We start from the raw sequence: 21,872 nt of genomic DNA, 5'->3' as shown, positions 1-21,872 counted from the left end.
AACGACGTGAACAACCTTCGTAACACAATGATGAACAAGGCGGCCCTTGGGGCCGCCAGTATCGCCGCCGTTCTCGTTTTAGCGGGCTGTGCTAGCTCGCCTAACAGCGACCGTGCAGAGCTAGGTGAAGTGGATGATGGCTTTCCAGCGCTAGCGGACAACTGGTATGACGGGGGCCAGTTTGTCGATCCGGATAGCGTGCTGCGCATTGCAGAAGGGCAAAGCAAAGACCAAGTACGGCAGCTAATCGGCAATCCCCATTACGCTGAAGGGTTCTTTGGCGTTCGAGAGTGGAACTACGTGTTCAACCTGTACACGGGCAATGGCAATGAGTACATCACCTGCCAATACCAAGTGCACTATGGCGATGACATGACATTAGAAAGCACCCGTTGGCGAAATGCCCAGTGTCCGGCGTTACTGATACCCATCGAAGTAGAAGAGATCGCCGCTGAACCGCGCGAAGAGAAATTAACCTTATCAGGTGACGTGTTATTTGATTTTGATAGCGACACGCTAACGTTAGAAGGGCAGCGAACCGTCGATCAGGTAACTCAGGCAATTACAAATGACTTTGTAAATCCGAGTATATCGATTGCGGGTTATACAGACCGCTTTGGTAATGAAGCTTATAACTTAGCATTATCTAACTCTCGTGCTGAGACCGTGGGAGCCCGTATGGCAACCCGAGGTGTGCACCGCTCAAATATTATGACGGCTGGCCATGGTATGGCAGATCCTGTTGTTGAGTGCCCAGGGAGGATTGCAACGCCAAGTGTGACTGAGTGTTTGCGACCGAATAGACGAGTTGAAATCACGGTTACTGAGACGTCTCGTTAGTTGCTAATTTAGTTAATTAGTACTAAAAATTAATTACTAATGGTGGGGGATGTTACCCCCTGCCTTTTAAAAACTAGAAACTAGGAACTTAATAATGAAGTATGTTGGCTATCTCACGACGTTCGTAGCAGCAGTTGTGGCGGCAGTTGGTCTATCTGTATTCAGTATGGGAGTCATGGCGGAGCAGCAAGAGCAACAGCAACCAGCTAAGGAGTCAGTGGATCAAAGCTCGATATGTGTAGCAGTAAGTGACGAACAAGCGCTAGAGTGTCCGGAAGGTGGCCTATTTTTAGCACGTTTGGTCGTTAGTGAAAATGACTTGCAAAACCCACTGTTACTTGAAAACCGTGTGCTTAACACCATGGCTCTTTTCTGTGATACCAACTTTGAAATTCAACATACAAACACGGGTGTACTTTGTGTACTGACCCATGAGCGTGTCGGTATGCCAGCTGAAGATGTTAACGCTATTGAAGCAGTTGAAGAAGAGTCAGTTGCAGAAGAGTCAGTTGAAGACTGATATCTCATCGTAAATTGAAATAATATTATTGCTTTAATCTAATAAATTAATTAAAGAGGTCGTTTTATATGAGCAAACAGCGTGCGACAGGTTCAGCAAAAAGCAGTGCAGTTAGTAAAAGTGAAGCCACTCAAAACGACAAAAACGTAACTGCTAACGAAAGTGAATCTGCGGTTGCCGTCGGTGAGCAAGCAGCACAGCCAACGGTCACGATAGACGGTAAAAAGTACACGCTTGAAAGCCTGGGACAACAGGGGCGCGAACAGCTTCAGAACTTGCGAGTAACTGATCAAGAACTACAGCGTTTACAAGATCAACTGGCTATTACGCAAACGGCTCGTAATACTTATGCCCGTATTTTGGCAGAAGTGACGCAGTCGGTAACGCCAGTGAAGTAATCTTGTAAGCTGTGAGATTGCTCAATTTTGTTGAATGCCCGGTAGGCGAGAGTCTATCGGGCTTTTGTGAAGGAAGGCCTAAGTATGAGGATACTACCCTGGTTGAGCCTTGTTTTTGTCGGGATTAGCACGCTAGCCAGTGCGGATTATGAGGCAGGGCTTAACGAATACCAACGTGGTCATTACGCCTCCGCTATTCATGAGTGGCGTACGGCTGCTGAGCGAGGTGATGGGCAGTCTCAGTTTGCGTTAGGCATGATGTTTGAGCGTGGAGAAGGGATTGGCGAAGATAAGAACGAAGCCTATAAGTGGTATCGTTTAGCAGCAGATAACGGAGAATCTGATGCTCAAATGCGTCTTGCTGAGTTGTTTCTTCGCGAAGAAATTGACGGTAAGGGGCCTGCAGATGCTGTTGAGTGGCTCGAAAAAGCCGCAGAGGCGAGCGATGCCGCAGCGCAATTTCAGCTAGGGCTACTATATCTTGAGGGGGTGGGGGTAGAGGAAGACCCTGCGCTGGCAGCGCGTTGGTTTGAACTTGCAGCCGAACAAGGCCATGTGCCTGCTCAGAATAACCTTGGTAGCCTTTATGAGAATGGGCGCGGTGTAGGGCAAAGCTTTAGCCGAGCATTTGAATGGTACGAACGGGCTGCTAAGCAGAATGATTCCTTTGCCCAGAATAATCTAGGGGCTTTGTATGCCCGAGGCCGTGGTGTCGATCGCAATTATGCGTGGGCGGTGTTCTGGTTTGCGAATGCGGCGCGAGGCGGTAACGAGTTAGCGCTGGGTAATATTAGGGAAAGTCGCGAACACCTTGAGCAAAAAACGGTAGCTGCCAGCCGTATTAATATTCGTGCGGGTAATGGTACAAATCATCAGCGTATTACCCAGTTGGACCAAGGGACTAGCGTCTATGTACTGGGCAGTGTGGATGGCTGGAGCCACATTTATTTTGAGGGCGAGCAGGGGCCAATGCTGGGGTGGGTATCCAATACGCTTATTGAATGATTTTTTTGATATGAACGAGTGTTGTTTGAGCAACGAGTACATTACTGAGCATACCTATGCGCATTGAGGGTGGTGGCGTTATGAATATAAAAAGTAGTGGGAGTCGCCCGAAAACTAAGTCGCTGCTGCGGTATTTTTCAAGTGTTGTGTTCGGGAGTGTTTTTTTACTGACCGGGAGTCTTTCCTACGCATCTGATACTCACCAAGTGATGCCAGGCGATACACTTTGGGACATCTCCGAATATTATTATGGCACGCCTGACGAATGGCCTGCCTTGCAGCAAGTGAATGCGATAACTGACCCCTTCAAGCTTCAGCCCGACACCCTAGTGGAACTCAGTGCTTTCGACCCTTTTCCTTTGTCAGTTCTATACCGTTCGGGTGATGCATGGTTAGTTGAAGAGAACAGTGAAAGCCTTTTGATGAGTGGTGACCTTATTGAGGTTGGCTCTGTTATTCAAACTGGCCCAGGCTCATCCTTGACCGTTCAAATGCGTGACGGCGCTAGAGCGGTGGTACCTTCTAATTCACGCATTGTGTTAAAGCGTGAAGGTGAGAGAGGTATCACGTTTCAATTAGAGCAAGGAGAGGTGGAGTCCTATGTGCCGAAAAATCGCATGCGCAGGCGAGCATACAATATAGAAACCAATGCGGGCGTTCTAGGTGTGCGCGGTACTCACTTTCGGGCAAGCTATGCTGACGAAACACTGCTGACGTCGGTTTATGAAGGGAATGTTGCTGCTCAACACCGGGTGAATACTGCAGAAGCCTCAATAGATCAGGGCGAAGGGGCGCGTGTTGATGGAACAGGTGGTATCCAGGTCGTAGCGCTATTACCGCCACCAGAGAACGTGACTATTAGTTCGCTGCCGAATGAGGCCATACAAGTAGATATTTCGTCACCTATGCAGGGGCAGGCTTTCAGAGCACAGATAGCAAGTGATCCAAACTTTTTAACCATCATGCGTGATCAGCGGTCTCAGAGTAGCCAGATACAGTTCGTCCCGCTTTCGCCTGGGTTCTACCATGTGCGTATAGCCGCTATAGATGAGCTTGGTATTGAAGGTGAGAGCGCCATTTTCGTTATCCATCACCATGGTAATCAAGTATCCGTTAACCAGGAGGAAGACGCGTGGATATTCGAGTGGTTACATAAAGCACAAACAAACTATCGCTTGCAGTTAGCAGCTGATCACCAGTTTACCCAGGTTTTATTAAACTATGAGCCTCAAAATAACGGTCCTTTGAGGATAAGCCGTTTGCCAGGCAACGAGATATTCTGGCGTGTTGTCAGCTTGGATGAACGTACAGGTATGACCGTTGTTCTCGATACTGGAACACTAAATGACTCAGGGAAGTAACCTTTCTAGAGCATTGCATCGGCGGTTTGTGATGACATGGTGTGTGATGGGCAGCTTGTTACTGCCCATTGCTTTTTTTCTTTATAGTTTGTCTCCCTTTTTATCTGATAATTTTTTTTACGATGCCTGGCTTTCCAGGCAATCAGAGCCACCTTCTAACGATATTTTAGTTGTAGCGATTGATGAGCCCAGCCTACAAACATTGGGTCGCTGGCCTTGGCCTAGAGAGATTCACACACAGCTGATTGATCAGTTGAACACTGCGGGTGTGCACTCCATTGTTTTAGACGTCCTGCTAGTTGAGCCAAGCCGATTACCTGAAGAAGATCGGCGGCTTGCTGAAGCGATGCACCGCCATGGCAGAACTTATCTACCTATGGCACTCCTTCCTGAATCGATACTGGAAGGTAGGGCACGAGATGTATTAATCCCTCCCCCTCCATTGTTATCTGCCGCCAAAGGCGTTGGGCATATCAATGTGAAACTTGATACTGATGGAGTGGCTCGTTCAGTGGAGCTGTTGATAGAGCGCCGTGAGGATGTGTGGCCACAGCTCATGACCCTGCTTGTGGATCAAAACAAAAGCGGCGGGGCTGGTACATCAAACTGGTCAACTGAGGCGATAAGAATACCGTTTCGTGGTCCGTCTGGCTCATATCCAACGGTTTCTTACCGCGATGTATTAATGGGGTATGTACCGGCTTCTTTACTCCAAGGCCGTACTGTCTTAGTAGGCATGACTGCTCTTGGCTTGGGCGATCGTTACAATGTGTCGTTATTGTCTTCAGGTTTAATGCCGGGTGTGGAAGTGCATGCTCATTTGCTCGATGCCCTACGAAATGAAACTTATATACGCGAAGTAGATAGCTGGATAGGGGCATTTTTAGCAAGTTTGCCGATTGTGGTCTTAATGCTATTGGCTTGGTGGTTAAGGTTTCGATATTTACCGTTAGTGATGCTATCGCTCGTTGCTGGAGTGTTGTGTGCTTCTCTGATCGCTTTGAACTTTAGATGGTGGTGGCCTCCTTTTGCCAGCTTAATAGCATTGGGTATCGCCATCATTGCCATTGTTTGGCAAAGCCAGGCAGCTTTACTGTCTTGGTTTAAGCGCGAGTTGGAATTGTTATACCAAGAACCATCTATCTTGCCATTTAGGCAACCTGATGACATTCGCGGAGAGGGTGGAAAGCTTTATCAGCAGTCTCAAGCGCTTGAGTTTGCGCTAGGACGAATTGTAGAAGGGCGGCGATTTATATTAGATGCAATGCACTCATTACCGCTCCCTATCTTTATACTAAATAAGAAGGGAGAGGTGCTGCTGGCAAATAAAAAAGCATTGGCGATTTGTTGTAAGGAAGGGAAACATGCCATTGATCATATTGATGCTTTGCCATCCTTTCTAACCTTTGAAGAAGAGCGAGGCTTTTCGACTATATGGCCGCCTCAGCCAACTGGCATGAGTGATGTCAACGGCATTCAAATAGGTGGCTTATGTACTGACAGAGATGAGCATACGTATCGGCTGGAAATGGGGGAGTTATCTACAACGACAAATAGTGCTGCTGGAGGCTGGTTGGTCTGGCTGGTTGACCTGACGAGTGAAGTAGAAGCTGAAGCACAACGATCTAGTATGCTTAGTTTCTTGTCACATGACATGAAAGCTCCTCAGGCAAGAGCGCTAGCATTTCTAGAAGCCCAAAAAGATCCAGCGTCGGCCACGACACAAGCTAATTTCTATAATCATTTGGAACAGTGCCTCACGATGGGGCTTGGGATGATTAATGACTTTATTAACTTAACACGAGTTAAGTCATTTGACTTGAAAAGAGAGTTTGTGCTCTTTGAAGATGTTGTTATGGAGGTGCTCGATCAAGTTTATCCGCTAGCGAAAGTGAAAGATATTAAACTAGTCAGTGAGCTACAAGATGAAGACGGGGCTCCTGTGTTGGGTGATAAAGGCTACCTTGCAAGATCGGTATTTAACTTAATTGAAAATGCTGTTAAGTATACACTGTCTGGTGGCGAGGTTAATGTTCTTGTGTGTCGACAAGGTAAGTGGGTTGTGCTGCAGGTTTCTGATACTGGTGTTGGTATTGAGCCCGAAGAGATTAACAATATTTTTGACGACTTTACGCGCAGCGATAAAGATAGCGTGGCGGAAGGGCATGGCCTCGGACTGGCATTGGTGAAAACGGTAGTCGCTAAGCATGGCGGTGAGATTTACTGTGAAAGTGAATTTGGTAAAGGCAGTCAATTTACCATGAAGCTACCTTCTTGTGAGTTGTGAGTTGTGAGTTGTGAGTTGTGAGTTGTGAGTTGTGAGTTGTGAGTTGTGAGTTGTCGAAGTGCCAATTGTTAGTTGTTTTTTTGAATGTTGATGATATAAACGACGTTGCCTAGCTCAGGCATCTGTTGTACTTGAAAACGAATATTGACATCTCTTAACTGCATGCCATATTCCCGTTCTAGTTGTCCCTGATGGTAGGCGGGTCGTGGGTCTTGGCCTAATACTTGGGTAATGAGCCGCCTTAAGTCACTAGCATCTGCGCGTTGAGCGAGCGCAGTTTCGGCCGCTGAGGAGAATTCTACGGGGTAAAAAGGTGGCGGTGCTGGGGCAAAGCCTGAGCGTGCATTCGGAACGGCTTCAGTCCAAGGCAGGTAAGGTTTGATATCCACTACAGGTGTACCTGTCATTAAATCTGCTCCTTTGAGCAGTAGGCTTACACCATTGTGCGTATCAATACCCACTAGCTCAACAAGTGATAGCCCTAAACGATTAGGCCGATGTGTGCTACGACTCGCGAAGACCCCTATTTTTTTATTGCCACCCAGTCGGGGAGGGCGTACAAGGGGAGCCCACTCTTCGGGGCTGCGGTGAAAAATAAAGCTGATCCATAAGTGGCTAAATGCTTCTAGTCCACGAACGCTTAATGGTGTGTTGAAGGGGGGCGTTAATACCAGTGTCGCTTTCGCTGCCGTCGCTAGTCCTGGTTGGCGAGGAATGCCAAACTTATCAGGGTAGTCGCTTTCAATATAACCTATAGGGTTGATGGCAAATGACTCATTTATGGATATATCGTGCATGACACACCTTACGTGTAGATAAAAACGAAGTATAAAGCAGTCAAGCATCGAGTTGGGATGCAATGACCCGTTAAGGTGCGATAATTAAATAGTGGAGTTGTATATATGCTAAGTACTAATGTGACAAGTACTAACGCGACAAGTACTAACGCGAGCCAAACACCTTCTGCGCCCACTCCACGAATTATCTATCGTGAAGGGTTTGCCCGTGATGCAGCTGACCAAGCAGAGGTGTTTTATCACGCTGTGATGCAGGGCGCCGCTTCCCATTATGGTGTAGACGAACGCCGAGCTTGGGCGAGTGCTCTGCCACGCGAGGCAAGCGCCTGGGCGGCCAGACAAACGCTTTATACTACATTGGTCGCCAGCTGTGATGGGCGATGTGTAGGGTTTTTAGAGCTGGATGTTGCGGCCAAACGTATAGAGACACTTTATGTGTGGCCTTCACTGACTGGACGTGGGATCGGTACCACACTGTTGATACACGCTGAACGTATGTTGCTTGAGCAGGGCGTCTCGAGTGTAGAAATTGAAGCAAGTTTAGTGCTTTATGAACGTTTGATTCGCCGAGGTTTTAGCAACCTCGGCGAGCAGTGGGTAGAGCGCAGTGGCGAACTTTTGAAACGCTATCGCTTAGTCAAAAAGCTCAACGCTGTCGAAACCTGAGCACATCAAACGTCGAAGGTGTGGGTAATACGCATCGATAAATCGATCGATTTTAGGTCTTTGGTAAGTGCGCCGCTGGAAATACAGTCAACACCGGTATCGGCAATTGCCTTTAATGTTGCTGCGCCGACATTGCCAGAGGCCTCAAGTGTTGCTCGCCCACCGTTTATTTCGACGGCTACATGCAAGTCTTCTAAGGCGAAATTATCAAGCATAATAATGTCTGCCTTTGCGGCGAGTGCTTGATCAAGCTCCTCAAACGTTTCCACCTCTACCTCTACTGGCAGGTCACTTGCCAGTTTACGAGCTTGCTCAACGGCTGCCTGAATACCGCCACAAGCAGTAATATGATTCTCTTTAATTAAGAAGGCATCCCACAATCCAATGCGATGATTATGTCCACCGCCACAGGTGACTGCGTACTTTTGGGCTAGGCGCATTCCAGGCAACGTTTTACGCGTATCGAGTAGACGGACATTAGTGCCTTCAATTAAATCAACGTAATGTCGTGTTGAAGTAGCCGTGGCAGACAATGTTTGCAGCATATTTAGCGCCGCTCGCTCACCGGTCAGTAGGCTGCGAGCAGGCCCCTCTAGCTCTAAAAAACACTGATCTGCTTGAAGAGAGTCGCCGTCTGCTGCCTGCCAACGTAGCGTAACGCGGTTATCTAACCGTCGAAAAATCTCGTCTACCCAGGCAACACCACAAAGTACTGCGGGTTCACGCGTAATGATGCTGGCGGTTGCCCATTGGTTCTCAGGGATTAGCTGCGCTGTAATATCGCCAGGGCCAATGTCCTCAGCTAGTAAGCGGGCTGCGCTAGCGCGTATCTCGTCGGCAAGAGCGTTTTCATAATGCATGGCGGTGCGTTCTCTAGGCGTTATTGGGTGTGTTGGGCATTATAGTGAAAGAGAACGCCAACGTAGAGGAGAGTGTATCTGTTATGAAAAGAACAGCCTTTGAGGGGCAGTGGCCAAGCGCTAGACAAGTGGCATCGCCCAACTGCGATCAGCGCCCCAATAGTGAGGTCTCGCTACTGCTTATTCATGCGATTAGTTTGCCGCCCGGCCAGTTTAGTGGTGATGCCATTGAGGCGCTGTTTACTAACCAGCTAAATTCAGCAGAGCACCCCTTTTTTGCTGAGATTGCACATCTTAGGGTATCGGCTCACTTTCTGATTCGCCGCGATGGCGAGTGCTTACAGTTTGTTGATACAGATCATCGCGCTTGGCATGCCGGGCGCTCATTCTGGTTGGATCCGTATCAAAAGGCGTGGCGAACAGCCTTAAATGACTTTTCAGTGGGTATTGAATTGGAAGGTGACGACGTGACCCCCTTTACCAAAGCGCAATATCAAAGGTTAGTAGCGGTAACTCAGTGGCTAATAGCGCGCTACCCACAGCTGGATAAGTCGCGTATTACCGGTCATGCCCACGTGGCTCCACTGCGTAAAACTGATCCAGGACCAGCCTTTGATTGGGCTTATTATTTTCAGCAGTTAGATGCTTAGCGCCGGGCTAATAAATTCGTCAAAGAACGTTGTAAACTTAATTAAGTGCTTCACTCGTAAGTAAATAAAACGGTAGTTTGGCTACATTTTTGAGCGTTTGGTAGATGCATCTAAAGTCTTACTGTTTTTTTATGTTGCGGTGCAATAGTCTGTTTTCGATAGCCTTTTAGGGCTTGCTGGAATTGGCAGAGTGACGACTTTGCGGTATCTTCTCATATACAAAAGGCTAACTTTTACGACAATTGTGTAGCTTTACTACATCGAAAAGTACGTAGCTTGTTGAATGTAGAAAGAAAACATCTACACGGCGCTTAGGCGTCGGCGTTTTATCGGCCTGTGGTGGCTAAACACCGCAGCCGCCCCAGGCCCTAAGGGTTGGCGGGGCTCATTGTCATTTATCGTCATTCGGAGAGACCTCTATGAGTCTGGAGACAAGAGAAGATCTCGATCCGCTCGAAACCACGGAGTGGCTGGAATCCCTGGAATCAGTACTGGATCGTGAGGGCGAAGATCGTGCCCGCTACCTGATGACCCGCTTGGCGGATCGCCTGCGCCGGGACGGGATGAAGGTACCCTTCTCGGTGACAACCCCGCACCGGAATACGATCCCTGTGCATCGCGAAGCACCGATGCCTGGCGATCTGTTTATGGAGCGCCGCATTCGGTCGTTGATTCGTTACAACGCCATTGCCCAGGTCATCCGTAATAACCGCGCCAACCCCGGGCTGGGCGGCCACATTGCCAGCTTTATGTCGTCGGCCACGCTGTACGATGTTGGCTTTAACCACTTCTTCCGCGCCCCCAAAGGCGACTTTGAAGGCGACCTGATTTACATCCAGGGCCACGTTGCCCCGGGTATTTACGCGCGTTCCTACTTGGAAGGCCGTTTATCAGAAGAGCAGATGGATAAATTCCGTCGCGAAGTCGACGGCGATGGCCTGTCTTCCTACCCGCACCCGTGGCTGATGCCGGACTACTGGCAGTTCCCCACGGTGTCCATGGGCCTTGGCCCGATTCAGGCCATCTATCAAGCCCACGTGATGAAGTACCTGCATCACCGTGAGCTGAAAGACATGTACGACCGTAAGATCTGGTGTTTCATGGGCGACGGCGAGTGTGATGAGCCGGAGTCACTGGGCGCGATTTCCCTGGCCGGGCGTGAAAACCTCGATAACCTGATCTTCGTTATCAACTGCAACCTGCAGCGCTTGGACGGTCCAGTGCGTGGTAACTCCCGCGTCATGGATGAGTTCGAAGGCGTGTTCCGTGGTGCCGGCTGGAACGTCATCAAGGTCGTCTGGGGGCGTCACTGGGATCCGCTGTTCGAGAAGGACAAGAAAGGCATCCTGCAAAAACGCATGGATGAAGCGGTCGACGGTGAGTACCAGAACTACAAGGCCAACGGCGGTTCGTACACCCGTGAGCACTTCTTCGGTAAGTACCCCGAAACCGAAGCGATGGTCAACGACCTGTCCGACGAAGACATCTGGAAGCTCAACCGCGGTGGCCACGACCCGTTCAAGGTCTACGCGGCCTACCACGAAGCGGTCAACCAGACCAACGGTAAGCCCACGGTCATTCTGGCGCACACCGTCAAAGGCTACGGCATGGGCAGTGGCGATGGCGAAGCCGCCAACGAGTCTCACCAGGTCAAGAGCATGGAGTACGAGGCGTTGCGTAAATTCCGCGACCGCTTCGGTATTCCGCTCACCGACGAGCAGCTCAAAGATGTGCCTTATTACAAGCCGGAAGAAGACTCCCCCGAGCTGAAATACATGCACCTGCAGCGGGAACGCTTAAACGGCTACCTGCCGAGCCGCCGCAGTGACTTTGAGGCGCTGGAGATCCCCAGCCTGGAAGACAAAACCTTTGCCTCGCAAATGGTCGGTTCCAAAGGGCGCGAAGTCTCGACCACCATGGCGTTCGTGCGCGTGCTGAACGGCCTGGTGAAAGATAAGAAGCTCGGCAAACATGTCGTCCCGATTATTCCTGACGAAGCACGTACCTTCGGCATGGAAGGCATGTTCCGTCAGCTTGGCATCTACACCTCGGAAGGTCAGAAGTATGAGCCGGTCGATAAAGGCCAGATCATGTTCTACCGCGAGGATCAGAAAGGCCAGATTCTCGAAGAAGGGATTAGTGAAGCCGGTGCCATGTCCGCATGGATTGCCGCCGCGACCTCCTACAGCAACAACAACGTCACCCTGCTGCCGTTCTACGTCTACTACTCGATGTTCGGCTTCCAGCGCATTGGTGACTTGGCCTGGGCGGCGGGTGACCTGCAAGCCCGCGGCTTTATGGTCGGCGGCACTGCCGGGCGTACCACGCTCAACGGTGAAGGCCTGCAGCACCAGGATGGCCACAGCTTGATTCAAGCCTCCACCATCCCCAACTGCCGCAGCTACGACCCGACCTATGCCCACGAAGTGGCGGTCATCCTCCAGGATGGTCTGAAGCGCATGTTCTCCGATAAAGAGAACTGCTTCTACTACCTGACGGTGATGAACGAAAACTACGAGCACCCCGCGCTTGAGAGCGTGCCCACCGACGATATCGTCAAAGGCATGTACCTGCTCAACGAAACGCAGGGCGACAAAGGCCGCGTGCAGTTGATGGGCTCCGGCACCATCCTGCGCGAAGTCGAAGCCGCCGCGGAGCTGTTGGCCAACGACTGGGGCATTGGCGCGGATATCTGGAGCGTGACCAGCTTTAACGAGCTGCGCCGCGAAGCGCTGCTGCTGGAGCGTGAAGGCTTCCTGAACCCGGACGCTGAGGCCAACAAGCCCCACGTGACGAAGTGCCTGGAAGGCCGTGACGGCCCGGTGATTGCCTCCACCGACTACATGAAGCTCTACGCCGACCAGGTGCGTGCCTGGGTGCCCAGCGAGTACACCGTGCTGGGCACGGACGGCTTTGGCCGTTCCGACACCCGCGAGAAGCTGCGCTACTTCTTTGAAGTAGACCGCTACTTCGTCACCGTGGCGGCGCTACGCGCGCTGGCAGACCGTGGTGAGCTTGATCGCAAGCACGTCGGCGAGGCGCTGAAGAAGTATGGCATTGACGCCAACAAGCCGAACCCGCTGACCAGCTAAACCGCTGCCCGGCGGGCAAACGCCCGCCGGCTCGATCCGATTTGGAAGGAGCGCGACCTTGAGTAGCGAAATCATCAAAGTTCCCGATATCGGTGGTGACACCGATGTCGAAATCATCGAGATTGCGGTGTCAGAAGGCGACGTCATTGAAGCGGAAGACACCCTAATCACCCTGGAATCCGACAAAGCCAGCATGGACGTCCCGGCCCCGAAAGGCGGCAAGGTGCTCAAAGTGCTGGTCAAAGAAGGCGATAGCGTCTCCGAAGGCGACGACATCGTTGAGCTGGAGGTTGAAGGCGGCACAGACGGTGGCGAAGAGACGTCAGCCCCCGCGTCTGACAGCCAGCCCAACGACGCGCCAGCGAAACAAGACAAACCAACGCAGGAAGACGCCCCCGCACCGGCAGCGAAGAAAGCCAGCGGCGGCAAGCAAACGGTCGATATTAAAGTGCCTGACCTGGGCGGTTCCGACAGCGTTGAGATCATCGAAGTCGCGGTCAGCGCCGGTGATGAGGTCAACGCCGAAGACACCCTGATCACCCTGGAGTCTGACAAAGCCTCCATGGACGTGCCCAGCCCGCACGGCGGTAAGATCGTTGCGCTCACGGTTAAGGAAGGCGATACCGTCTCGGAAGGCGACGTGATCGGCCAGATGGAAATCGCTGGCGACGGCGGTGATACATCGGCTGAAGAAGACGCATCGCAAGCCGCAAGCCAAGCCAGCAGCGAGCCGGAAGCAGCGGCTGCTGAAGAACCGGCCGTTGAAGAAGATAGCGGTAGCGGTGAGCCTGAGCGCAAAGAGATTCGTGTACCTGACTTGTCGGGTTCTTCTGACGTGCCGATTATCGAAATTGGTGTGGCGGCAGGTGATGAGGTCAACGAAGAAGACCCTCTTATCACTCTGGAATCTGATAAAGCGTCGATGGACGTGCCTAGCCCTTACAAAGGCAAGCTCTTAGAGCTTACTGTGAAAGAGGGTGACACCGTCTCTGAAGGCGATGTGATTGGCTATATAGAAGTAGCCGGTGCCAAGAAGGCAGCCCCTAAAAAAGCGGCGCCGGAGAAAGCTCAGTCCTCTAGTGCCAGTCAGTCAAGTGCGAAGCCTGCCGCTTCACCAGAAGGCACGCCTAGCCCTGAAGCGCAGATGGCCTCTCATAAGCCCCGCGATGGGAAACTGGTACACGCAGGCCCCGCAGTACGCATGCTGGCACGTGAGCTCGGCGTAGACCTCGGTCTTGTTAAGCCTAGTGGCCCGAAAGATCGGGTGCTGAAAGAGGATGTGCAGGCCTACGTGAAACAGGCCATTGCCAACCAAGGTAAAGCACAAACAGCGGCTGCCCCTGCGGCGAGTGGTGGTGCGGGTATTCCCGCGATACCGGAAGTTGACTTCAGTCAGTTTGGCGACATAGAAGAGAAGCCGATGGGTCGCCTGCTGAAAATGGGCGCGACCAATCTGCACCGCAGCTGGCTTAACGTGCCTCACGTGACGCAGTTCGATGAGGCCGACATTACCGAGCTTGAAAGCTTCCGTAAGGCCATGAAAGCCGAGGCTGAAGCCCAGGGCGCCAAGCTGACACCGTTGCCGTTTATGGTCAAAGCCTGTGCCTTTGCACTGCGTAAATTCCCGCAGTTCAACGTCAGCCTGAAAGGCGACGGCGAAACGCTGGTATGGAAAAACTACGTGCATATCGGGATTGCCGTGGATACGCCTGATGGCCTGATGGTGCCGGTCGTGCGCAACGCCGATAAGAAATCCTTGATCGAGATTGCCAAGGAGATGGCGGAGCTAGGCAAGAAAGCGCAAACCAAGAAGCTTAAGCGTGATGAGATGACCGGTGGTTGCTTCACTATTTCGAGCCTTGGCTCGATTGGTGGAACCGCGTTCACACCGATCGTTAATGCGCCGGAAGTGGCGATTCTGGGAGTATCGAAAGCGCAGATGAAACCGGTATGGGATGGCAGCGCCTTCCAACCGCGCTTAATGATGCCGCTATCGCTTTCTTACGATCACCGGGCGATTAACGGTGCGGATGCCGCCCGCTTTACGGCCTTCCTGGCCGATGTGCTGACGGATATTCGCCGATTACTGCTGTAATCGTCTCGCAGTAAGCCACAAGCGGCGCCCAATAGGGCGCCGCTTGTGTTTAAAACAGTTCAGTAGGTCTGCAAAGAAGGGGTGACCAAAGTACAAGAAATTGCCACCTGACTGTTTTTGCTTAAGAAAATGTTAAAAAAATGCGTTATCAGGCTTTTGGGGAGTTGTGTCATCCGAACGGCACGGTTATTGTCAGTCCATTATTCAAAAATTATTCATATCTAACGACTAACATTCAAGGAGCAGTGCCATGCGTTTAATCCTGTTGGGTGCCCCCGGCGCGGGGAAGGGGACTCAGGCTCAGTTTATCTGTGAGCAATTTAAGATCCCTCAAATTTCCACCGGGGATATGCTGCGCGCGGCCATCAAGGACGGTACCGAGTTGGGTCTCAAAGTAAAAGAGATTATGAATAGCGGCGGTTTGGTGTCCGACGATGTCATTATCGATCTTGTTAAAGAGCGTATTAGCCAACCCGACTGTGGAAATGGTTTCTTGTTCGATGGTTTTCCGCGCACCATCCCGCAAGCCGATGCGATGAAAGAAGCTGGCGTTAAGCTGGACCACGTGTTGGAAATTGCCGTACCAGACGAAGAAATTGTGAGCCGTCTTGCGGGGCGTCGTGTGCATCCGGCGTCTGGGCGTGTTTACCATGTCGACCATAATCCGCCCAAAGAGTCGGGTAAAGATGATGTGACTGGGGAAGCGCTGATTCAGCGTGAAGATGATCAAGAGTCTACCGTGCGCAACCGTCTGTCGGTTTATCACGACCAAACCGCACCGTTGGTAGATTATTACCAGCAGTGGGCGAAAGAAGACCCTGAGGCCGCGCCGCAGTATCATCGCGTAGAAGGCGTAGGCAGCGTGGCTGACATTACTCGGCAAGTGAAAGAAGCGCTTTGCTAAGTAGCACATGCTAGTGAATGTCACGATGGCCCGCAGGTTACCTGCGGGCCATCGTCGTTGAGGCCGCGTAAAGGTATAATGACGGTCTATTTTATGGAGTGCAGAATCGATGTCATCGTTATACCTTCTCGCACTGGACGCATCTTCTAGTGCCTGCTCTGCGGCTTTATTGCGCCAGCAGGGGAGCCAGCGTGAATGCTTGGCGCGTTTCGAGATGACGCCAAGGGCCCATACCCGGCGCTTAATGCCGATGGTGGATGACATTCTCGCTGAGGCCAATATTTCTACGCAGCAGCTAGATGCGGTTGCGTTTGGGCGTGGCCCTGGTTCATTCACCGGCTTGCGCATCGCTGCCGGTGCAGCGCAAGGCTTGGCGTTTGGGCTGGATCGTCCATTGTTGGGTATTTCCACCTTGGAAGCGCTCGCGCTTCAGGCCCATCGCCGCTACCATTTTCGTCATGTAGTGACCGCGTTAGATGCCCGTATGGGCGAAATCTATGCGGCTACTTGGCACTGTTTAAATGACACGCTTAGCTTGCAAAGTGACGAAGTAGTCGTGGCGCCTGCTAATTTTTGTTTGCCTGCGGAGGAGACCGACTGGGTAGGCGTGGGCTCGGGGTTTACGCTGTGGGATGACTTTGCGTTAAGCCTACAAGCCAACATGTCTCAGCACCTCACTGATCTTGAGCCACGGGCCGAAGAGATGGCATGGCTCGCCGCTCGTGATTTGGAAGCGGGGTTGGGTCAGGCAGCCCATGAAGCACAGCCAGTTTATTTGCGCAACGACGTGGCCTGGAAAAAGCCAGCATGAGCCACATGGCAAGCCCAGAGACGCTTGTGCTGCCTTCGGGGTTAGCACTTAGTTACGTTGATGGCCAATTGGCACTGTCAGGTGATGAGCGCCAATACGGAAAACCGCTTAGCGTGGATTTTGCCGCTGGAAAGGCAGCCCATCGCCGTCAGTTTGGTGGTGGTCGCGGGCAGTTAGTGGCAAAAGCCTGTGGGCTTGCTAAAGGCATCACACCTAACGTCGTGGATGCCACGGCTGGTTTGGGTCGGGATGCATTTGTACTGGCAAGCCTGGGCGCAAATGTCTTATTAATTGAACGTGTCGCGGCGATTGCCGCGCTGCTTCAGGATGGCCTCGCGCGTGCCGCAAGAACAGAGTCGACAGCAGAGATTGCCTTGCGTATGACGCTCCGCCATGGTGATGCCGCTGAGCAGTTGGCTGCCCTTGTGGAAAGCGCGGCCTTTGATCCTGAGGTTGTTCATCTTGATCCGATGTTTCCGCACCGTGAAAAGTCGGCGTTGGTCAAAAAAGAGATGCGCTTGTTTCGAGAGCTGGCGGGAGACGATGATGATGCACCGCGCTTATTAGAAGCAGCGCTGGATGTAGCGACGCATCGAGTAGTGGTCAAGCGACCCCGTAAAGCACCCCCTATCGGCGGCCCCGCGCCGCAGCATACGCTGGAAGGTAAAACGAGCCGGTACGATTTGTACGTCCATCGTTCGCTAACTCGTCGCTGAGCCGTTTCATCAAGAGAAGGAGTCTCTATGCAGCACGTGTGGCGTGAAGGCAACCGCACGACTCTGTTGCCGGAAGCAACGCGATTTTTGCCAGCTATGTTTGATGCGGTTAGTCAAGCGGAGTACTACGTGCTGGTGGAGCTCTACTTGATGGAGTCAGGTAAGTTAGCCAGCCAGATGAGTAATGCGTTGATCGACGCTGCTGAACGCGGTGTAAAGGTGTATTTGCTGCTCGATGGTTATGGCTCTATGGGATTGGAGCACCGTGACCGCACACGCCTAGAGCAAGCAGGTGTCGCATTACGGTTCTTTAATCCCATCGGTTTTCACTCGCTGGCTCGCAACTTAAGCCGTGACCATCGCAAAATTGTTGTCGTGGATGGAGAGATTGCGTTTACCGGCGGATTTGGCGCGGTGGATGAGTTTCTGGAAGCATGGTACGAAATTGCGGTGCGCATCGAAGGCCCGGTGGTTGCTGATTGGGAAGGGCTTTTTCGCCGCTTATGGCGCTCCCGGTTAACACGGCAAGCAGGTGGTGGGCGGGCTAGCGCGGCGTTGCCGCCACAGCGGACAGCCGTACATTATGCTGATGGCATACGCGGCCGAGTGATGTCAGCGAGGGGGTATCGCTACCAAGCTATTCGCCACTCGCTCCATGCGCGGGTAAATCAGGCAAACAAGCGGCTTTGGCTATGTACACCTTATTTTGTGCCGACCTTCACGCTGCGCCGACGCCTGATTCGGGCAGCACGACGTGGCGTGGATGTTTGTTTACTATTACCGGGCAGTAAACATGACCACCCAGGCGTGCGCTATGCAGGACAACGGTTTTACCAAGCGTTGTTAAAAGCCGGCGTGCGGATTTTTGAGTTCCAGCCCACGTTTATTCATGCCAAGTTTGTGTTAGCCGATGACTGGGTCAGTCTTGGCTCATGTAACTTCGACCATTGGAATCTGCACTGGAACCTTGAAGCTAATCAAGAAGTAGAAAACCAAGCCTTCGCCAAACAAGTTCAATCGCTGTTTGAGCGTAACTTTACCGCCAGTCAAGAAGTCGATGCTGCCGCCTGGGCCGCACGGTCCTGGCGGCAGCGAGCCCGAGAGTGGGTCTATGGCGTAGTGGATGGTATTGTCACCCGCCTTAAATAATGCGCGGTTAGCAATCGGCTATCGACGCTTTTTACCTTTGGCCGGGGTTTTCTTGCGTGGCTTAGGTTTCGGCGTTTCGGGGGGCACGCGGTAATGAAGATAAAGATCCAGGACTAATTCTGGCAATTGAGCAACAAAGGTTTCCTGACTGGCCTGATCTTGGGCCATCTCAGCCATTTCTGGCTCATCATCGAATAAACCTGAGAGCGACATAAAGGGCAGCAGTAGCGTGGCGGCAGCCTCTTCGTCATCTTGGAACCACGCGCTTTCGTCGCTAAAGACACCTTCCATAAACCCCGCGCACCAGTCGCCGATGGGCGTTTCCTCCGCGGGGATACCATCGAGCGTTAGCTCGAAGGGTAGCTCTGGTAAACCACCTTGTTCAAGCACTGCGACGGCGTTGTCACGTAGCAGTGTTAACAGTTGGATAATCTCGTCTCGTTCGGCATCATCCCGATAACTTGGCTCTCCCTGAAACAGCTCAGCTAGCCATTGACTGGTGGGTAATTCGCTAGGGGCAACCGCCAGCGCCACTAAAAAGCCATGGGCAGAGATAAGATCCAGCGCATCTTCGCCGACCTGCTCTGAGTCGAGAAAGTCATCCAATCGATCAAGTTGCTCGTCATCAAGTAGCGGCTGAGGTGGGGTGGTATTGGGCGACGTTGCTGCGGGAACGTTATTGCGCTCTGCCATAAGGGGCCTCATCATAAAAATCGTCTTTGAGAAAAAGATGTTGATCGGCAACACTCGTTGGCAACATCGTTACTGGTTAGTTTATCACTAATGAAGACTTTACCACTGCCCCCATGGCCTGCTGAAAAACTTGCAACACTCTCTTCAGAGGCGCTCATGCACGCCGTGCGAGACAGAACTGATGAAGCGTTAAGACGCTGCCAAGAAGTCTATCCTGCGCTGCCAGCGCCAAAGGTGTGGTTCGACCTAAAAGGTGCCTCAGCAGGGCAGGCGCATCTAGGGCGTGGCGGGCTGCGTTTTAATCCTGTTTTACTGAGCAATAATCGGCAGGCGTTTTTTGACGAGGTGATTCCCCATGAAATGGCGCATTGGTTAGTCTTTCATTTAGCCAATGGCACGCGGCTCAAACCGCATGGTCGAGAATGGCAAGCCGTCATGCAAGACCTGTTTGGCCTTGAGCCTAAGGTGACTCATCGCTTTGATGTTCAGGATGCCCAGTCTCGGCCATATTATTATCAATGTGGCTGTCAAACGCATTGTTTCACAGCCAGGCGTCATTCTTTAGTGGTAAAGGGGCGTCGCTATCGCTGCCGCCATTGTGATCAGACCTTGGTCTACAGTGCTTTTAGAAAACCTTGAAAGTGTTTTAACTTATTGTTTTTAATATTGAAAATGTTAATACCAATGTCTAAAGGGAAGCCGGCGTTGGGAGGTTTATGCTAGGTAAATATTAAGCGCGTCGGTGCGACTAATAATAATACCGACACCATTTTCTAGAGAGTGCAATTTCACGGACAGAGGCAACTTCATGAGCGAGCATAAAAACGTCTATCCAGTGCGCGATAGTATCGCTGCCAGTGCATGGGCTGATAAAGATAAATATGCGGCAATGTATCAGCAGTCCATGGACGACCCGGAGCGTTTCTGGGCTGAGCAAGCAAAGCGTCTTGATTGGATCAAGACGCCAACCAAGATTAAAAACACCTCCTTTGCACGCGATAATGTTGATATTCGCTGGTTTGAAGATGGTGAGCTAAACGTTAGCGCCAACTGTCTAGATCGCCATTTGGAGAAGCGTGGCGACCAAACGGCGATTATTTGGGAAGGGGATAACCCTAACGATTCAAAACATATTACTTACCGCGAGCTTTATGAGCGCACTAACCAGCTGGCCAACGGCCTGAAGTCGCTGGGAGTAAAGAAAGGCGATACAGTGACGCTGTATATGCCGATGATTCCCGAGGCGGCCATGGCCATGTTGGCATGTGCCCGTATTGGTGCTGTGCACTCTGTTGTGTTTGGCGGCTTTTCGCCGGATGCCGTCGCTCAGCGGGTAATTGGTGCTGATTCTAAACTGGTGATCACAGCTGATGAGTCGGTGCGTGGTGGTAAACACGTCCCCCTTAAGGAGAACGTCGATTCGGCGCTGACGCGCGATGGCACCGATGTATGTAAAAACGTATTGGTGGTGAAGCGTACAGGCGGTGATATTGATTGGCAGGAAGGTCGTGACATTTGGTTTGACGAGCTGGTGGATAAGCAGTCTACCGAATGCCCAGTTGAGGCCATGAATGCCGAAGATCCACTGTTTATTCTCTATACCTCGGGGTCAACTGGTGCGCCTAAGGGCTTAAAGCATACCACTGGCGGCTACCTGACCTACGCCGCGATGACCCATCAGTATGTTTTCGACTATCAAGAAGGTGAAATTTACTGGTGTACAGCGGACGTAGGCTGGGTGACGGGCCACAGCTATATCGTGTACGGACCGCTTGCCAATGGTGCAACCACGCTAATGTTTGAAGGCGTACCGAGCTACCCAAGCCATGGCCGCATGGGCGAAATTGTCGATAAGCATCAGGTCAATATCCTCTATACCGCGCCTACCGCTGTCCGTGCCTTAATGGCGCATGGTGATAACGTGATGGACTCTAGCAAACGTGATTCATTGCGCTTGCTGGGTTCTGTGGGCGAACCTATCAACCCAGAAGCCTGGGAGTGGTTCTATCGCGTTATTGGCAATGAGCAGTGTCCTATTGTGGACACCTGGTGGCAAACCGAAACGGGCGGCATTATGATCGCGCCACTTCCCGGTGCTACAGATCTAAAGCCTGGTTCTGCGACAACGCCCTTCTTTGGTGTGAACCCCGCGCTGGTGGATAATGAAGGCCATAAATTAGAAGGCGAGACGGAAGGCAATCTAGTCATTCTCGACTCCTGGCCGGGCCAAGCGCGCTCCATTTGGGGCGACCACGAACGCTTTGTACAAACCTACTTCTCTACTTACGACGGCATGTATTTTACTGGGGATGGCTGTCGTCGGGATGAGGATGGCTATTACTGGATTACAGGGCGGGTTGACGACGTGCTTAACGTCTCAGGCCACCGTATGGGCACTGCTGAAATAGAGTCGTCTCTGGTTGCTCACTCGGCAGTGGCAGAAGCCGCCGTCGTTGGCTTCCCGCACGATATTAAGGGCCAGGGCATCTATATCTATGTAACGCTCAATGATGATGTTGATCCCACGGATGAACTCAAGAAAGAGCTGACTCAATGGGTACGTAAAGATATTGGCCCGATTGCATCGCCAGATGTAATTCAGTGGGCGCCAGGGCTGCCAAAAACACGTTCTGGTAAAATTATGCGGCGCATTTTACGTAAAATTGCAGCTAATGAGTGTGACGGCCTGGGCGATACCAGCACGCTGGCTGATCCGTCGGTGGTGGACGAACTCATCGAGCATCGTGCCAACCAGTAATGCTCTTTGCCCCCAGTTATCTTTCTAATGGGGGCACTTTTAAATGACGGATGTCATTCATTTGCTATGTTAAATAAGGCAAACTGGACAGATCCGTTGCAGTGCCGGCCATGGAGCCGGCACTGTTATTTCTGTTTGGATGACGTATCTATGACAAATAGTGCATGTGATGCTTGGGAATGACGAAGCCCATGGGGTACCATGCTTCAACCGTATGAGCCTAGCGTCGCGGCGGTAGCCAACCCCGCTGCTCGAGGAACCGGAGGAATA

General features: G+C 51.8%; 19 protein-coding genes. 16 read left to right on the top strand and 3 right to left on the bottom strand.

From position 1 onward, the window contains the following. Positions 1 to 6 precede the first annotated feature (6 nt). From NF683_RS02855 to NF683_RS02830, 6 genes are all read left to right on the top strand, one after another. Positions 7 to 840: an OmpA family protein gene (locus NF683_RS02855; protein WP_253921211.1), complete on the top strand. Its 834-nt coding sequence runs from the start codon at positions 7 to 9 to the stop codon at positions 838 to 840. 94 nt (positions 841 to 934) lie between these two features. Continuing rightward, the gene (locus NF683_RS02850) at positions 935 to 1,360 is read left to right on the top strand and encodes a hypothetical protein (protein ID WP_089039761.1); all 426 of its coding nucleotides are present in this window, start codon (positions 935 to 937) and stop codon (positions 1,358 to 1,360) included. Positions 1,361 to 1,428: 68 nt separating this feature from the next. Next, a complete protein-coding gene (locus NF683_RS02845; protein WP_213017642.1) occupies positions 1,429 to 1,758 on the top strand; it encodes a DUF6447 family protein in 330 nt (109 codons plus the stop codon). An 84-nt stretch (positions 1,759 to 1,842) separates the two neighbouring features. After that, positions 1,843 to 2,763, top strand: coding sequence for an SH3 domain-containing protein (locus tag NF683_RS02840; protein ID WP_253921210.1), 921 nt, complete (start codon positions 1,843 to 1,845; stop codon positions 2,761 to 2,763). 80 nt (positions 2,764 to 2,843) lie between these two features. Further along, entirely contained in the window at positions 2,844 to 4,124 is a 1,281-nt protein-coding gene (locus tag NF683_RS02835; RefSeq protein ID WP_186808880.1) for a FecR domain-containing protein, read from the top strand. Further along, positions 4,108 to 6,411: a CHASE2 and HATPase_c domain-containing protein gene (locus NF683_RS02830; RefSeq protein WP_253921209.1), complete on the top strand. Its 2,304-nt coding sequence runs from the start codon at positions 4,108 to 4,110 to the stop codon at positions 6,409 to 6,411. The genes NF683_RS02835 and NF683_RS02830 overlap by 17 nt, the downstream gene beginning before the upstream one ends. A 68-nt stretch (positions 6,412 to 6,479) precedes the next feature. Here the strand turns inward: NF683_RS02830 and tsaA are convergent, their stop codons facing one another. Next, a complete protein-coding gene (gene tsaA / locus NF683_RS02825; RefSeq protein WP_253921208.1) occupies positions 6,480 to 7,208 on the bottom strand; it encodes a tRNA (N6-threonylcarbamoyladenosine(37)-N6)-methyltransferase TrmO in 729 nt (242 codons plus the stop codon). Positions 7,209 to 7,313: 105 nt separating this feature from the next. Here tsaA and NF683_RS02820 point away from each other — a divergent pair, with 105 nt between their 5' ends. Next, a complete protein-coding gene (locus NF683_RS02820) occupies positions 7,314 to 7,874 on the top strand; it encodes a GNAT family N-acetyltransferase (protein WP_089039756.1) in 561 nt (186 codons plus the stop codon). Positions 7,875 to 7,879: 5 nt separating this feature from the next. Here the strand turns inward: NF683_RS02820 and nadC are convergent, their stop codons facing one another. Further along, positions 7,880 to 8,734 carry a carboxylating nicotinate-nucleotide diphosphorylase gene (gene nadC / locus NF683_RS02815; protein ID WP_089039755.1) on the bottom strand — a complete coding sequence of 285 codons (855 nt, stop codon included), beginning with the start codon at positions 8,732 to 8,734 and terminating at the stop codon, positions 7,880 to 7,882. Between the two features lie 83 nt (positions 8,735 to 8,817). Between nadC and ampD the strand changes: the two genes are divergently transcribed. The 7 genes from ampD to NF683_RS02780 all read left to right on the top strand — a co-directional run bounded on the left by ampD (position 8,818) and on the right by NF683_RS02780 (position 18,151). Then, positions 8,818 to 9,384, top strand: a complete 567-nt coding sequence (ampD, locus tag NF683_RS02810; protein WP_253921207.1) for a 1,6-anhydro-N-acetylmuramyl-L-alanine amidase AmpD — start codon at positions 8,818 to 8,820, stop codon at positions 9,382 to 9,384. A gap of 419 nt (positions 9,385 to 9,803) precedes the next feature. Next, positions 9,804 to 12,476 (top strand): pyruvate dehydrogenase (acetyl-transferring), homodimeric type, encoded by a 2,673-nt coding sequence (gene aceE, locus NF683_RS02805; RefSeq protein WP_253921206.1) that lies wholly within the window; start codon positions 9,804 to 9,806, stop codon positions 12,474 to 12,476. 58 nt (positions 12,477 to 12,534) lie between these two features. Continuing rightward, a complete protein-coding gene (gene aceF, locus NF683_RS02800) occupies positions 12,535 to 14,571 on the top strand; it encodes a pyruvate dehydrogenase complex dihydrolipoyllysine-residue acetyltransferase (RefSeq protein ID WP_253921205.1) in 2,037 nt (678 codons plus the stop codon). A 250-nt stretch (positions 14,572 to 14,821) separates the two neighbouring features. Then, positions 14,822 to 15,475, top strand: a complete 654-nt coding sequence (adk, locus tag NF683_RS02795) for an adenylate kinase (RefSeq protein ID WP_253921204.1) — start codon at positions 14,822 to 14,824, stop codon at positions 15,473 to 15,475. Positions 15,476 to 15,584: 109 nt separating this feature from the next. Next, positions 15,585 to 16,286 carry a tRNA (adenosine(37)-N6)-threonylcarbamoyltransferase complex dimerization subunit type 1 TsaB gene (tsaB, locus tag NF683_RS02790; protein ID WP_253921203.1) on the top strand — a complete coding sequence of 234 codons (702 nt, stop codon included), beginning with the start codon at positions 15,585 to 15,587 and terminating at the stop codon, positions 16,284 to 16,286. A 5-nt stretch (positions 16,287 to 16,291) separates the two neighbouring features. Continuing rightward, positions 16,292 to 17,002, top strand: a complete 711-nt coding sequence (locus NF683_RS02785; RefSeq protein ID WP_456362359.1) for a class I SAM-dependent methyltransferase — start codon at positions 16,292 to 16,294, stop codon at positions 17,000 to 17,002. Between the two features lie 27 nt (positions 17,003 to 17,029). Further along, positions 17,030 to 18,151 (top strand): phospholipase D-like domain-containing protein, encoded by a 1,122-nt coding sequence (locus NF683_RS02780; protein ID WP_253921201.1) that lies wholly within the window; start codon positions 17,030 to 17,032, stop codon positions 18,149 to 18,151. A gap of 18 nt (positions 18,152 to 18,169) precedes the next feature. Here NF683_RS02780 and NF683_RS02775 read toward each other — a convergent pair whose 3' ends face one another. Further along, positions 18,170 to 18,844: a YecA/YgfB family protein gene (locus NF683_RS02775; protein WP_089039747.1), complete on the bottom strand. Its 675-nt coding sequence runs from the start codon at positions 18,842 to 18,844 to the stop codon at positions 18,170 to 18,172. A gap of 90 nt (positions 18,845 to 18,934) precedes the next feature. Between NF683_RS02775 and NF683_RS02770 the strand changes: the two genes are divergently transcribed. Both NF683_RS02770 and acs read left to right on the top strand, forming a co-directional pair. Beyond that, on the top strand, positions 18,935 to 19,483 hold the full coding sequence (locus tag NF683_RS02770) for a SprT family zinc-dependent metalloprotease (RefSeq protein WP_253921200.1): 549 nt from the start codon (positions 18,935 to 18,937) through the stop codon (positions 19,481 to 19,483). Positions 19,484 to 19,652: 169 nt separating this feature from the next. Further along, a complete protein-coding gene (gene acs, locus NF683_RS02765; protein WP_253921199.1) occupies positions 19,653 to 21,602 on the top strand; it encodes an acetate--CoA ligase in 1,950 nt (649 codons plus the stop codon). Positions 21,603 to 21,872 lie beyond the last annotated feature (270 nt).

It is taken from the genome of Halomonas sp. MS1, assembly GCF_024182575.1.
GTDB lineage: Bacteria > Pseudomonadota > Gammaproteobacteria > Pseudomonadales > Halomonadaceae > Vreelandella.
Note: the sequence above shows the minus strand (reverse complement) of the source record. Positions and strands in the feature narration are given on the sequence as shown.

What these genes read in the sequence shown, in the direction of transcription:
- NF683_RS02850 (WP_089039761.1), top strand. Translation starts at nt 935, where the DNA reads ATGAAGTATGTTGGCTATCTCACGACGTTCGTAGCAGCAGTTGTGGCG.
- NF683_RS02845 (WP_213017642.1), top strand. Translation starts at nt 1,429, where the DNA reads ATGAGCAAACAGCGTGCGACAGGTTCAGCAAAAAGCAGTGCAGTTAGT.
- NF683_RS02840 (WP_253921210.1), top strand. Translation starts at nt 1,843, where the DNA reads ATGAGGATACTACCCTGGTTGAGCCTTGTTTTTGTCGGGATTAGCACG.
- NF683_RS02835 (WP_186808880.1), top strand. Translation starts at nt 2,844, where the DNA reads ATGAATATAAAAAGTAGTGGGAGTCGCCCGAAAACTAAGTCGCTGCTG.
- NF683_RS02830 (WP_253921209.1), top strand. Translation starts at nt 4,108, where the DNA reads ATGACTCAGGGAAGTAACCTTTCTAGAGCATTGCATCGGCGGTTTGTG.
- tsaA (WP_253921208.1), bottom strand. Translation starts at nt 7,208, where the DNA reads ATGCACGATATATCCATAAATGAGTCATTTGCCATCAACCCTATAGGT.
- NF683_RS02820 (WP_089039756.1), top strand. Translation starts at nt 7,314, where the DNA reads ATGCTAAGTACTAATGTGACAAGTACTAACGCGACAAGTACTAACGCG.
- nadC (WP_089039755.1), bottom strand. Translation starts at nt 8,734, where the DNA reads ATGCATTATGAAAACGCTCTTGCCGACGAGATACGCGCTAGCGCAGCC.
- ampD (WP_253921207.1), top strand. Translation starts at nt 8,818, where the DNA reads ATGAAAAGAACAGCCTTTGAGGGGCAGTGGCCAAGCGCTAGACAAGTG.
- aceE (WP_253921206.1), top strand. Translation starts at nt 9,804, where the DNA reads ATGAGTCTGGAGACAAGAGAAGATCTCGATCCGCTCGAAACCACGGAG.
- adk (WP_253921204.1), top strand. Translation starts at nt 14,822, where the DNA reads ATGCGTTTAATCCTGTTGGGTGCCCCCGGCGCGGGGAAGGGGACTCAG.
- tsaB (WP_253921203.1), top strand. Translation starts at nt 15,585, where the DNA reads ATGTCATCGTTATACCTTCTCGCACTGGACGCATCTTCTAGTGCCTGC.
- NF683_RS02785 (WP_456362359.1), top strand. Translation starts at nt 16,292, where the DNA reads ATGGCAAGCCCAGAGACGCTTGTGCTGCCTTCGGGGTTAGCACTTAGT.
- NF683_RS02780 (WP_253921201.1), top strand. Translation starts at nt 17,030, where the DNA reads ATGCAGCACGTGTGGCGTGAAGGCAACCGCACGACTCTGTTGCCGGAA.
- NF683_RS02775 (WP_089039747.1), bottom strand. Translation starts at nt 18,844, where the DNA reads ATGGCAGAGCGCAATAACGTTCCCGCAGCAACGTCGCCCAATACCACC.
- NF683_RS02770 (WP_253921200.1), top strand. Translation starts at nt 18,935, where the DNA reads ATGAAGACTTTACCACTGCCCCCATGGCCTGCTGAAAAACTTGCAACA.
- acs (WP_253921199.1), top strand. Translation starts at nt 19,653, where the DNA reads ATGAGCGAGCATAAAAACGTCTATCCAGTGCGCGATAGTATCGCTGCC.